Source organism: Enterococcus mundtii, assembly GCF_013394305.1.
GTDB lineage: Bacteria > Bacillota > Bacilli > Lactobacillales > Enterococcaceae > Enterococcus_B > Enterococcus_B pernyi.
This window is the reverse complement of the sequence record NZ_AP019810.1, coordinates 1,342,501-1,356,190: the sequence shown is the minus strand read 5'-3', so window position 1 is coordinate 1,356,190 and position 13,690 is coordinate 1,342,501. Positions and strand designations below refer to the sequence as shown.

Genomic DNA, 13,690 nt, shown 5'->3' with positions numbered 1-13,690 from the left:
TTTGGATCATAAAGAAATGCGTCAAGTGATGCATGGTGCCTTTGTGTTGACGCTTGCCTCCTTTATAGCAAAAGTCCTCAGCGCACTCTATCGGATTCCATTGCAAAACTTAGTGGGCGATGAAGGTTTTTATGTTTATCAACAAGTTTATCCTATTTATGGTATTGCGATGACACTCGCTTTGTCGGGGCTACCCCAGTTTATCTCTAAATATGTAGCAGAAAAAAAAGACCCTTTCGAACAAAGACAAGCATTGAAAAATCTTTATCCCCTTGTTTTTTGGTCAGGCTTTTTACTCTGGCTCTTCGTATTTTCATTTAGTCACTGGATCGCTCTTATGATGGGGGATCAACAACTGATGCCGTTGATTCGGATCGTCTCCTTCACGTTTTTGTTGATGCCAGGACTATCTTATTATCGTGGGAATTTTCAAGGTCGATTTTTAATGGAGCCCACAGCGGTTTCGCAAGTCGTGGAACAAATTGTTCGTGTAGCAATCATTGTTTTTAGCGCAATTGCCTTTAAGCGATTAGGCTGGACAGTCTATCAAACAGGCACAGCGGCAATGAGTGGCGCAGTATTTGGTGGCGTATGTGCATATGGTGTACTGTACTATTATGAACAAAAAATCCATGGTGGTGCATTGAGCTTCCGCCACTTTCCGATTTTAAGAAGGCCAGCGAAATCACTCGTACGCCGTTTCTTGATTGAAGGGGGATTAGTCTCCATTTATAGTGGTCTATTGATCTTCTTCCAATTGATTGATTCTTTTTTTGTTAAGAATGCGTTACAAATCTATGGTTTATCTGAGCAAGCATCTAAAATAGCTAAAGGAGTATATGATCGTGGGCAACCGTTAGTTCAATTAGGATTAGTTATTGCTACAGCTTTAAGTGCTACGTTCTTACCCGCATTGACACGCTACCTAACGAGTGCAGTCAAAGGACAATTTTATTCCACAGCAAAAATTTACTTGCGTCTGACGACTGCATTAGCATTGGCAGCTTCAGTAGGATTAGCTGTATTGTTGCCTTATATCAATTACGCATTGTTTAAAGATTATGCTGGGAATATGACACTAGTTCTATTTGTTTTTTCCATTGGACTAACTGCAATTATTCAAGCGTACCAAAGCATTGCTCAAAGTAAAAACTCTTTCCGCCCCTCACTAAAGGGTGCTGGTTGGGGCTTGCTTGCTAAAGCTTTAGCTACACCGCTTCTCACGAGTTATTTAGGAACAGTCGGTGCTAGTTTATCGACATTACTTGGACTATCAGTGACTTTATGGTATTTTGTCCGTACTGAAACTCCAGCAATCAATAGTTTTTGGCACGAACGAAAATTTGGTAAGAAATTGATCCAATGTTTAGGTTGGATGGTCTTAGCGTTGTTTGTGTATTATGGCTTCTTAAACTTATTGTTTGGTCCAGTGAGCCATCGCTCGACTGCTCTTTTTGCCAGCCTAGGCGGTGTCATTATAGGCGTAGTCACATTTGTATATGCAGTGATCTGGACAAAATTATTTACGATCCGTGAATGGCTGTTACTGCCATTTGGTAAGAAAATCTTACGTTTGAAAAAAATAAAAAAAGAAAAGTGAGGACATGAGATGCGACTAGATAAATTTTTAAAAATCTCGCGAATCATCAAGCGCCGATCTGTCGCTAAGGAAGTGGCGGATAAAGGACGAATCAAAATCAATGGCAAACTAACGAAATCTTCCAGTGATGTCAAGGTTGGAGACCAATTGGACATCCAATTTGGCAACAAGACGATGGAAATCAAGGTAGCAGAGTTGCATGAGTCAACAAAAAAAGAAGATGCACAAAAAATGTATGAAGTCTTGTCAGAAACACGAGTACAAAACACAAGCGAAATAGATTAGACAAGCATTCAGGATGTTGGTATAATAAAGAATGACAATCAAAAAAGATTGGAGCGAATACAGGTGGCAAACAAAAGCAATAAAATCGCTGCACTAGACACAGAGTATGCAAAGAAAAAATATGTCGAATTTCAACAACAACAACGCCAATTGATTTTTCGTAGACGCAGGTTAGCAGCCATCTTTTTAGGTGCTTTGGTCATTTTCGCTGTAATAGGTTTCCAAATTTTTAATGATATGCAACGAATGAATCATTTAAATGAATTAAAAGTCGAAGCAGATACAGAGTTACAACAAATCAATAAAGATGTAGACCAACTCACAGAAGACGTGAAATTGCTTAAAGATGAAGATTACGTAGCAAAACTTGCTAGAAGCAAATTTTTCTATTCAAAAGAAGGGGAGCAAGTCTACCCGATACTTGAATCTACGACAGATAATTCAGCAGACACCGATGAACAAACAACGAGTTCAACAACTGCCCAATAAGCAGTAATATAAAAAAAGGGAAATAATTAGGAGGAACATTTTTTTTATGTCAATCGAGGTAGGAGCAAAACTGCAAGGAAAAGTTTCAGGAATCACAAATTTTGGCGCATTTATTGATTTAGGAGCTGGCAAAACAGGGTTAGTTCATATCAGTGAAGTATCAAACGGTTATATCAAGGATATTCATGATGTATTGAGCGTTGGTGATGAGGTAACAGTCAAAGTCATTACAGTCAATGATGATGGGAAAATCGGTTTATCTATCCGCAAAGCACAAGAGCAACCAGTAGAAACTAATGATGAAAATCGTCAAAAGAGATATCCACAAAAAGAAACTCGAGATAATCGAGGACGCGCACCGCAGAAAAAATCTTTTTCTCGCAGCCAACCTTCCAATACAAAAGAAGACTTCGATTCATTGATGAGCTCATTTTTAAAAGATAGCGATGATCGATTGACTTCCTTAAAACGCAACACAGAAGGAAAACGCGGAGGCCGTGGCGGTCGCCGTAGCTAAGCTAAGCGAAATTGAAGGGCAGGCAATTGTCACAGACTTTTGTCCGCTCTTTTTATTTTGTAAAAGGATGTGACACCAATGGATAGAAGAGCAAGTCAGTTTAAACAAGCATTTATAAAAAGAGGCTTACGCCGTGGCTATCTGTCTGAACATGCGAAAATACTAGTTGCTGTTTCCGGTGGGGTAGACTCGATGGTTTTACTCGATTGCTTAATGACCGCCCAAAAACAAATTGGCTTTCAGCTAGGGGTTGTCCATATCGATCATCGCTTACGGAGCGTTTCTGCGGATGAAGCAGCCTATCTTGCTGACTTTTGCGATAAAAACAATCTTACTTTCCACTTAAAAGTATGGGAGAATCCCGCGGAACAAGGAATTGAAACGGCTGCTCGAGCTTTTCGGTATGAGAAATTTGATGAGATCGTACGAGATTATCATTATGATACATTGATGACAGCGCATCATGGGGATGATCAAATGGAAACGATTTTGATGAAAATCATTCGTGGTGGGCAGCTAGGTACGTATGCGGGAATCAAGGAAACGCAACCTTTTGCTGGTGGGCGACTTATTCGACCGTTGTTGTCATTTAGTAAAGAACAATTGTATGCGTATGCGGAAGCAGAAGATTTACCTTTTTTTGAGGACCATACCAATCAGGAACTAACTGTCCAACGTAATCGACTGCGTCATTTAGTCGTACCACAATTGAAAAAAGAAAATATCCAAGCGATGGCTCATTTCCAAAAATTCTCGCAACAAATCCAATGGGCAGAACAATTTATCCGAAAAAATACTCATCAGATGATCACGGAACATCTTACGTATAGAGAAGAGCGCTTATCTATTCCGTGGAAGGTGATCGAAAGTTTGGAATCTTTTGAACGTTACTTCTTCTTTTACACGTTCTTTGATTACGTTTTTCCAATTACGAAAGTGACGATCAAAGAAAAACAGATTGACACGTTGTTACAACAATGTGAACAAGCCGCAGGACAATGGCAGATTGATCTGGGCAAACGCTGGGTGATCGAACGTTCCTATGAAGTACTTTATCTTTATGAAAGAAAAAAGGAACGATCAACCAACCACCAAAATACTCCGTTAAAAATCATACCGAATCAATCCATTCAGTTAGGAGAGTCGGAATGGTTAGGGATCTACACACCCGACCAACTTCCAGATTGGAAATTGGATGAAACAGGTGAAATCTTCACTCATGATCTATGGTTATCCGCCGAACAATCGCTTTGGGTCGATCGGCAAAAACCGGGAGATCGTATCCAATTGACGGAGACGTTGAACAAAAGAGTGTCAAGATATTTTATCGATAAAAAAATATCTGTTGCACAACGAAAAAATTCATGGGTTATTATAGATGAAGGGAGAAATCTATGGAGTCTAGTCCCTTTTGTCCATTCTTATTTGAGTATTGGTGTAGAAACTGATAAAATACACTACATACTTCTTTACAAATATCAAAAAGAAGCAATTGGAAGGAGAACCTGATGTTAGAAAAAGATATCGAGAGAGTATTGATCACGCAAGAAGAGATACAAGTTCGTTGTAAAGAACTAGGAAAAGAGTTAACTGAAAATTATCAAGATAAAAATCCGTTGGTTGTTGGTGTATTGAAAGGTGCTGTCCCATTCATGGCAGACATTATCCGTTCGATCGATGCTTACCTAGAATTGGATTTTATGGATGTTTCAAGTTACGGTAACGCAACTGTTTCATCAGGTGAAGTAAAAATCGTAAAAGACTTGGATACGAATGTGGAAGGCCGTGATTTATTGATTGTCGAAGACATTATTGATAGCGGAAGAACACTTGCTTATTTAGTCGATCTATTCAAATACCGTAAAGCAAACTCAGTCAAAATCGTGACACTCCTTGATAAGCCCGAAGGCAGAGTCGTAGATATCGAAGCGGATTACATTGGTTTCAATGTGCCAAACGAGTTTGTGGTAGGTTATGGATTAGATTATGCAGAAGCCTATCGAAATCTTCCATACATCGGTGTACTAAAACCGAGCGTTTATCAATCAAATTAATCATCTATCTCTCATAAATTATGTTACAATAGTATGGTCAGGATTGATAAAAGATTTATCAAGTAAAAATAACGCATAGGGAGGACAACTATGAACAAAAAAAACAATGGCATGATGAAAAATGCCTTGTATTATGTCCTCGTAATCTTAGCGATGGTAATGGTCGTCTACTTTATTTTTGGTAACAATGGCCAACGGTCGTCAGATATCGAGTACTCAAAATTCACTGAACAATTACAAGAAGGCAAAATCAAAAACTTTGAGGTGCAACCTGCTAATGGTGTGTATAAGATCTCAGGTGAATACAAAGAACAACAGACAGTTGCAAATAGTGGTGGTCTATCGATTCTAGGTACTACTGAGACATCAACTACGCACTTCACTACGATTATTTTGCCAAACGATACAACATTGAGCCAAGTCACAGAGTTGGCAAAAGACAACAACGTAGCAACTACGATCAGAGAAGAATCAAGTAGCGGCGTATGGGTATCACTCCTATTAAGCTTCTTGCCAATCGTGATCATCGTCTTCTTCTTCTATATGATGATGGGACAACAAGGTGGCGGCGGAGGCGGCGGAGGCCGTGTGATGAACTTTGGGAAATCCAAAGCAAAAGAAGCCGACAAAAAAGCAAATCGCGTTCGTTTCTCTGATGTAGCGGGTGCGGAAGAAGAAAAACAAGAACTTGTCGAAGTCGTTGAGTTCCTAAAAGATCCAAGACGCTTCATTGAATTAGGCGCACGTATTCCAGCCGGAGTTCTCTTAGAAGGACCTCCAGGAACTGGTAAAACGTTGCTTGCCAAAGCAGTTGCTGGTGAAGCTGGCGTACCATTCTACTCTATTTCGGGTTCAGACTTTGTTGAAATGTTTGTTGGGGTCGGTGCAAGCCGAGTTCGTGACTTATTTGAAACTGCGAAAAAGAATGCTCCAGCAATCATCTTTATTGATGAAATCGATGCTGTCGGTCGTCAACGTGGCGCTGGTATGGGTGGCGGACACGATGAACGTGAACAAACACTGAACCAATTGCTTGTTGAAATGGATGGATTCGATGGAAATGAAGGCGTGATCGTGATTGCAGCGACAAACCGTTCAGACGTATTAGATCCAGCCTTGCTTCGTCCAGGACGTTTTGACCGTCAAATTTTAGTTGGTCGTCCAGATGTCAAAGGCCGTGAAGCGATTTTACGAGTTCACGCAAGAAACAAACCAATTGCTGACGATGTTGATTTGAAAGTCGTAGCACAACAAACACCAGGTTTTGCTGGTGCGGATTTAGAAAACGTCTTAAACGAAGCAGCATTAGTAGCTGCTCGTCGAAACAAGAAAAAAATCGATGCTTCTGATATCGATGAAGCAGAAGACCGCGTGATTGCTGGACCAGCCAAGAAAGACCGTGTCATCAGCAAACGCGAACGCGAAATGGTCGCTTACCATGAAGCAGGTCATACGATCGTTGGGCTTGTCTTGAGTCGTGCCCGTGTCGTTCATAAAGTAACAATCATCCCGCGTGGACGTGCTGGTGGATATATGATCGCTTTACCAAAAGAAGATCAATTCTTAATGACAAAAGAAGATATGTTTGAACAAATCGTTGGATTACTAGGTGGACGTACCGCAGAAGAAATCATCTTCAACGTTCAATCTACTGGTGCATCAAATGACTTTGAACAAGCAACAGCACTAGCAAGAAGTATGGTTACAGAGTATGGGATGAGTGATCGCTTAGGTCCTGTCCAATATGAAGGAAACCACCAAGTATTCGTAGGCCGTGACTATGGTCAAACGAAAGCATACTCAGAACAAGTTGCTTTTGAAATCGACCAAGAAGTACGCAAGATCTTGATGGAAGCACATCAAAAAGCACATGAAATCATCGAAGCACACCGTGCGCAACACAAACTGATCGCAGAAAAACTGCTTGAATTTGAAACATTGGATGCCAAAGCAATCAAATCTCTCTTTGAAAAAGGTGTAATGCCTGAAGGAGCAGAATCGGCAGACTTCCCTAGTGAAAAAGAAGCGCAAACGTTTGAAGAAGCAAAACGTGCACTAGAAGAAAAAGATGCGGAAAAACAAGCAGAAGAAAAACATGAGTTTGATGAAGCGAAAAAAGAGTTGAATGATGAGAATCAATCGACTTCAACGGATGAACAAAATCATTCAGATGATCAAAATAGATAAAGAAAGCAGCTGTGACGAAAGTCGCAGCTCTTTTTTTGTGTCTGACAATTAAAATAGAAACGTAGAATTTACAAATTCAAAAGTTGAAAAATTTGGAAGTTACTAGTATGATTCACTATGAGTTTTAAAATCGGGAAATGAGGTTACATACAAATGGAAGATTATTTAGTAAAGGCATTAGCCAATGATGGGTTTGTTCGAGCATATGCTGTTCGTGCAACCAATACTGTCGCAGAAGCGCAGCAACGCCATGATACTTGGCATACATCATCAGCAGCATTAGGCCGTGCATTAGTTGGCAGTCTGCTGCTAGGTGCGACAGTTAAAGGAGAAGACAAATTAACAGTACGCATCCAAGGCGATGGCCCTGCAGGTGGGATCGTTGTTGATGCGAATGGTAAAGGTGATGTCAAAGGGTACATCAAAAATCCACACCTGAGTTTATCGCTGAACGCAGAAGGAAAAATCGATGTACGTGGAGCAGTAGGGACACAAGGGATGTTCAGTGTGACAAAAGATCTAGGGTTAAAAGAACCTTTTTCAGGACAAACACCGATTGTATCTGGTGAACTAGCTGAAGATTTCACGTACTATTTAGCGATTTCAGAACAAATCCCTTCAGCTGTAGGGCTAAGCGTCTTAGTCAATACGGATGATACCATCAAAACAGCGGGTGGTTTTATGATCCAGATCATGCCAGGAGCAGACGAAGAAACGATTGTGAAAATCGAAGAGCAACTGAAAACAACACCACGTATTTCTACACTCTTAGATGAAGGGTTGACACCTGAAGAAATCTTGCATGGATTGTTAGGAACAGACGAATTGCAAGTACTAGAAAAAATGCCTGTGCAGTTTAAATGTGATTGTTCGAAAGAAAAGTTTGGCGAAGCAATCATTGCTTTAGGCGCAGCAGAAATCCAAGCAATGATCGATGAAGACCATGGCGCAGAAGCAGTTTGCTCATTTTGTAATAGTAAGTATACCTACACAGAAGATGACCTAGCAGCATTGAAGACAGAAGCCTTGGGAGGATTATAAGTGGATCACACATGGAAAATCGGGAACGTTGAAATACCGAATCGCGTTGTTGTAGCACCAATGGCAGGGATCACGAACGCCGCATTTCGTGTAACCGTCAAAGAATTTGGTGCAGGAATGGTCGTTTGCGAGATGATCAGTGACCAAGGTATTCATTTCCGCAACAAAAAAACATTGGAAATGCTGCATATCGACGAAACAGAGCATCCATTAAGTTTGCAAATATTTGGTGGGAACAAAGACACACTAGTAGAAGCAGCACAGTTTGTTGAGAAACATACTACAGCAGATATCATTGATATCAATATGGGATGCCCAGTCAATAAAATCATCAAAGCTGAAGCAGGTGCAAAATGGTTATTAGATCCTGATAAAGTCTATGAAATGGTTCATGCAGTTGCATCGGCAGTTGATGTGCCAGTTACTGTGAAAATGCGTATTGGTTGGGACGAAGAACATGTTTTTGCTGTCGAAAACGCATTAGCCGCTCAAGCAGCTGGAGCCGGTGCAGTAGCCATGCACGGACGAACACGTGTGCAAATGTATGAAGGAAAAGCCAATTGGGAAGTGTTAAAGGAAGTCAAAAAACATCTAACGATCCCTTTTATGGGGAACGGGGACGTCAAAACGCCAGAAGATGCAAAACGCATGTTGGAATACGTGGGTGCCGATGGCGTCATGATCGGCCGCGCTGCTTTAGGGAATCCTTGGATGATCCATCGGACACAACATTATTTAGAAACTGGAGAGCTGATTCCGGAACCAACCGCACGCGAAAAAATCGCTACTGCAAAATTACATCTAGAACGTTTAGTTGATTTAAAAGGAGAAACCATCGCCTGTCGTGAGTTTCGGACTCACGCTTCCTACTATCTAAAAGGTATCTCACGTGCAGCCAAGATCAAATTAGCGATCAATAAGACTGAGAAACAGCATGAAATCAATGAACTGCTTGACCAATTGGTTGAAAAAAGTGAAAAATTATCACTTCAATCTTAGGAAGTTATTCTAAGTTTTTTGCGAAATTCAAGCCGAAACACTAAGTTCGGCTTGCTTTTTTTGCGTTTCATTGGCATTATAAGGAAGAGAATAAGATGAGAATGGAGGAACTTTTGTGACTGAGGAACAACAAAATCAATTAGAAGATTTAAACGATCAAATGATTGTTCGTCGTGAAAAAATGGAGCAATTGAGAGAAAATGGGATCGATCCATTTGGTAAGCGATTTGAGCGTACACATAATTCCCAAGAATTGCACGAATTATTTGATCCACGTACAAAAGAAGAATTGGCGGAGATGGCATTGACAGCGAGTGTTGCTGGCCGTATGATGACACGCCGTGGAAAAGGTAAAGCTGGATTTGCCCATCTGCAAGACAGAGAAGGCCAAATCCAAATCTACGTACGCAAAGACCGAGTAGGTGAAGAAGCTTATGAAGTATTCAAACATGCTGACTTAGGAGATTTCTTTGGCGTAACTGGAGAAATCATGAAAACTGATACAGGTGAGGTATCGATCAAAGCCTCTGAAATCGTCATCTTATCAAAAGCACTTCGTCCATTACCAGATAAATATCATGGATTAACGAACATCGAGCAACGATACAGACAGCGTTACCTTGATTTAGTAAGTAATAGAGATAGTTTTGACCGCTTCATGAAACGCAGTCAAATCATTAGTGAGATCCGTCGCTATTTAGATGGGAACGGCTATATCGAAGTTGAAACACCAGTCTTGCATAATGAAGCCGGTGGAGCAGCAGCACGTCCGTTTATCACACATCACAATGCGTTAGATATGGATCTATATCTACGTATTGCGCTAGAACTTCATTTGAAACGTCTGATCGTTGGTGGTATGGAAAAAGTTTATGAGATCGGCCGTGTATTCCGTAATGAAGGAATCGATACGACCCATAACCCTGAGTTCACGATGCTTGAAGCATACACTGCATATACTGATTTTCAAGATGTGATGAACTTGACAGAAGGTATCATCCGTAATGCAGCTGAAAAAGTATTAGGAACAGCTAAAATCACTTATGCAGGTCAAGCAGTTGACTTAGAGAATGATTTCAAACGTGTGCATATGGTCGATGCAATCAAAGAGCATACAGGTGTTGATTTCTGGAAAGAAATGACCTTAGAAGAAGCACTAGCGATTGCAAAAGAACACCAAGTTGAAGTGACAGAAGCAATGGGTGTTGGTCACGTCATCAATGAATTCTTTGAAGCGTTTGTGGAAGAAACCTTAGTGCAACCTACTTTTGTCTATGGACATCCAGTAGAAGTTTCTCCATTGGCGAAGAAAAATCCTGAAGACCCACGTTTTACTGACCGTTTCGAATTGTTCATCACAGGTAAAGAATTTGCTAATGCCTTTACTGAGCTGAATGATCCAATCGATCAAAGAGAACGTTTTGAAGCGCAAGAAAAAGAACGCGAGCTTGGAAACGATGAAGCACATGGTTTAGACGAAGACTTCTTAGAAGCGCTAGAATATGGTATGCCACCAACTGGCGGACTAGGTATCGGAATCGACCGTCTAGTCATGCTATTGACCGATGCTCAATCGATCCGTGACGTATTACTGTTCCCAACCATGCGTTAAATCTGAGACATAAATAGAAACAACCTGTTCAGGGAACCAAACCGACAATAGCCAGAAATGATTTTTATTTCTAGCTGCTGTCGGTTTATTTTTTAGAGAAAAAATGAGATAACTTTGCTTGAAATCTGGTTCTATATTTAAGACTTTATTGAAACTAATTTTTAAGTAAATGCGTATCAATGAACCAATTCAGAGAAAGTTATGGCAAGGGATAAGATAGCTATAAAAAAAGAAAACGGAACCATTAGAAATGGGTCTGCTTTATAGAAGTTTCAGCACAGTTGCAATGGCGAATGATTTATATAGATAAAGGTTTTCAATCTCTTTATACCATGTAAAAAACGAATGTTTATATCGCTTTTTATCATATTAATCGTATAACTAAAAAACTTGAAAAAACACAAAAAAATTCGTTGACCAATAAGATTTTAGTTGGTATATTATTATTTGTTCAAAAGTTAAGTTTCATAACTTCTGAATGATCATAAAAAAGTTCTTGACGTGTGGGACAACACATGATAAGATAACCAAGTCGCTTGTGAACGACAATAGATAAACGTTGATTTCGCAAAGAAAAAAACAAAATTAACTGTTGACAAATAACAAACGATGAGTTATGATAAGTGAGTTGCTAAAACGACCTCGTGAAAAACGAGTTCAAAAAAACTTTTAAAAAATAGTTGACAATCATCCGAGAGTTTGCTAAGATATAAAAGTTGCTACGGCAATCACAAATGATAAGCTGAGACAGTTGTGTTTCAATTATCACGTAGACCTTTGAAAACTGAACAAAGTAAGACAAACCAAATGTGTAGGGCGTCTTGATTCAATTCAAGACAACAAACATTTTTAACAAGCAAGCAATATGCTAGCAAACAATTGAGCTTAACAAATGAACTATATGATGTTCGAAAGTAAATTTCGAACTACAGTTCCACATCAGCTTTCGCTGTGAGGAACTAGCATATTATGAGAGTTTGATCCTGGCTCAGGACGAACGCTGGCGGCGTGCCTAATACATGCAAGTCGAACGCTTCTTTTCCCACCGGAGCTTGCTCCACCGGGAAAAGAGGAGTGGCGAACGGGTGAGTAACACGTGGGTAACCTGCCCATCAGAAGGGGATAACACTTGGAAACAGGTGCTAATACCGTATAACAATCGAAACCGCATGGTTTCGTTTTGAAAGGCGCTTTACGGTGCCGCTGATGGATGGACCCGCGGTGCATTAGCTAGTTGGTGAGGTAACGGCTCACCAAGGCCACGATGCATAGCCGACCTGAGAGGGTGATCGGCCACATTGGGACTGAGACACGGCCCAAACTCCTACGGGAGGCAGCAGTAGGGAATCTTCGGCAATGGACGGAAGTCTGACCGAGCAACGCCGCGTGAGTGAAGAAGGTTTTCGGATCGTAAAACTCTGTTGTTAGAGAAGAACAAGGGTGAGAGTAACTGTTCACCCCTTGACGGTATCTAACCAGAAAGCCACGGCTAACTACGTGCCAGCAGCCGCGGTAATACGTAGGTGGCAAGCGTTGTCCGGATTTATTGGGCGTAAAGCGAGCGCAGGCGGTTTCTTAAGTCTGATGTGAAAGCCCCCGGCTCAACCGGGGAGGGTCATTGGAAACTGGGAGACTTGAGTGCAGAAGAGGAGAGTGGAATTCCATGTGTAGCGGTGAAATGCGTAGATATATGGAGGAACACCAGTGGCGAAGGCGGCTCTCTGGTCTGTAACTGACGCTGAGGCTCGAAAGCGTGGGGAGCAAACAGGATTAGATACCCTGGTAGTCCACGCCGTAAACGATGAGTGCTAAGTGTTGGAGGGTTTCCGCCCTTCAGTGCTGCAGCTAACGCATTAAGCACTCCGCCTGGGGAGTACGACCGCAAGGTTGAAACTCAAAGGAATTGACGGGGGCCCGCACAAGCGGTGGAGCATGTGGTTTAATTCGAAGCAACGCGAAGAACCTTACCAGGTCTTGACATCCTTTGACCACTCTAGAGATAGAGCTTCCCCTTCGGGGGCAAAGTGACAGGTGGTGCATGGTTGTCGTCAGCTCGTGTCGTGAGATGTTGGGTTAAGTCCCGCAACGAGCGCAACCCTTATTGTTAGTTGCCATCATTTAGTTGGGCACTCTAGCAAGACTGCCGGTGACAAACCGGAGGAAGGTGGGGATGACGTCAAATCATCATGCCCCTTATGACCTGGGCTACACACGTGCTACAATGGGAAGTACAACGAGTCGCGAAGTCGCGAGGCTAAGCTAATCTCTTAAAGCTTCTCTCAGTTCGGATTGTAGGCTGCAACTCGCCTACATGAAGCCGGAATCGCTAGTAATCGCGGATCAGCACGCCGCGGTGAATACGTTCCCGGGCCTTGTACACACCGCCCGTCACACCACGAGAGTTTGTAACACCCGAAGTCGGTGAGGTAACCTTTTTGGAGCCAGCCGCCTAAGGTGGGATAGATGATTGGGGTGAAGTCGTAACAAGGTAGCCGTATCGGAAGGTGCGGCTGGATCACCTCCTTTCTAAGGAATATCACGGAGACTACACACGTTTGTCGATACTTTGTTCAGTTTTGAGAGGTCTACTCTCAAAATTTTGTTCATTGAAAACTGGATATTGAAGTAAAAATGTAAGTAATACAAACCGAGAACACCGCGTTGAATGAGTTTTTTAATAAGTTCAATTGCTTATTTTTCTTGATTGGACTTCTATCGCTAGAAGAAAGATCAAAACCCAACCGTAAGGTTGATAAGGTTAAGTGAATAAGGGCGCACGGTGGATGCCTTGGCACTAGGAGCCGATGAAGGACGGGACTAACACCGATATGCTTTGGGGAGCTGTACGTAAGCTATGATCCAGAGATTTCCGAATGGGGGAACCCAGCATCTTTTATAGGATGTTA

The 13,690-nt window shown here is 41.5% G+C and carries 10 protein-coding genes and 2 rRNA genes (1 of these 12 cut by a window edge); all 12 read left to right on the top strand.

All coding sequences use genetic code 11. The annotated features are described in order from the left end of the window. Nucleotide 1: 1 nt before the first annotated feature. Nucleotides 2-1,600, top strand: a complete 1,599-nt coding sequence (locus tag HZ311_RS06480) for a putative polysaccharide biosynthesis protein (RefSeq protein WP_023520496.1) — start codon at nt 2-4, stop codon at nt 1,598-1,600. A 9-nt stretch (nt 1,601-1,609) separates the two neighbouring features. Next, nucleotides 1,610-1,885 (top strand): RNA-binding S4 domain-containing protein, encoded by a 276-nt coding sequence (locus tag HZ311_RS06475; RefSeq protein WP_178946542.1) that lies wholly within the window; start codon nt 1,610-1,612, stop codon nt 1,883-1,885. A gap of 63 nt (nt 1,886-1,948) precedes the next feature. Next, nucleotides 1,949-2,374 (top strand): FtsB family cell division protein, encoded by a 426-nt coding sequence (locus HZ311_RS06470; protein WP_010734119.1) that lies wholly within the window; start codon nt 1,949-1,951, stop codon nt 2,372-2,374. Between the two features lie 46 nt (nt 2,375-2,420). Continuing rightward, nucleotides 2,421-2,891, top strand: coding sequence for a S1 domain-containing RNA-binding protein (locus tag HZ311_RS06465; RefSeq protein WP_010734120.1), 471 nt, complete (start codon nt 2,421-2,423; stop codon nt 2,889-2,891). Nucleotides 2,892-2,969: 78 nt separating this feature from the next. Further along, a complete protein-coding gene (gene tilS / locus HZ311_RS06460; protein ID WP_023520495.1) occupies nt 2,970-4,400 on the top strand; it encodes a tRNA lysidine(34) synthetase TilS in 1,431 nt (476 codons plus the stop codon). Next, entirely contained in the window at nt 4,400-4,945 is a 546-nt protein-coding gene (hpt, locus tag HZ311_RS06455) for a hypoxanthine phosphoribosyltransferase (RefSeq protein ID WP_010734122.1), read from the top strand. Before tilS ends, hpt begins: the two co-directional genes overlap by 1 nt. A gap of 90 nt (nt 4,946-5,035) precedes the next feature. Then, entirely contained in the window at nt 5,036-7,132 is a 2,097-nt protein-coding gene (gene ftsH, locus HZ311_RS06450; protein ID WP_010734123.1) for an ATP-dependent zinc metalloprotease FtsH, read from the top strand. Nucleotides 7,133-7,285: 153 nt separating this feature from the next. Further along, nucleotides 7,286-8,173: an Hsp33 family molecular chaperone HslO gene (hslO, locus tag HZ311_RS06445; RefSeq protein WP_137072949.1), complete on the top strand. Its 888-nt coding sequence runs from the start codon at nt 7,286-7,288 to the stop codon at nt 8,171-8,173. After that, nucleotides 8,174-9,172: a tRNA dihydrouridine synthase DusB gene (gene dusB, locus HZ311_RS06440; RefSeq protein WP_010734125.1), complete on the top strand. Its 999-nt coding sequence runs from the start codon at nt 8,174-8,176 to the stop codon at nt 9,170-9,172. 115 nt (nt 9,173-9,287) lie between these two features. Beyond that, the gene (gene lysS, locus HZ311_RS06435; protein ID WP_137072947.1) at nt 9,288-10,784 is read left to right on the top strand and encodes a lysine--tRNA ligase; all 1,497 of its coding nucleotides are present in this window, start codon (nt 9,288-9,290) and stop codon (nt 10,782-10,784) included. 965 nt (nt 10,785-11,749) lie between these two features. After that, nucleotides 11,750-13,310: ribosomal RNA gene (locus HZ311_RS06430) — 16S ribosomal RNA — on the top strand. 230 nt (nt 13,311-13,540) lie between these two features. Then, nucleotides 13,541-13,690 (top strand): 23S ribosomal RNA (locus HZ311_RS06425) (it continues 2,765 nt past the right edge of the window). Together the 16S and 23S rRNA genes form the textbook arrangement of a ribosomal RNA operon.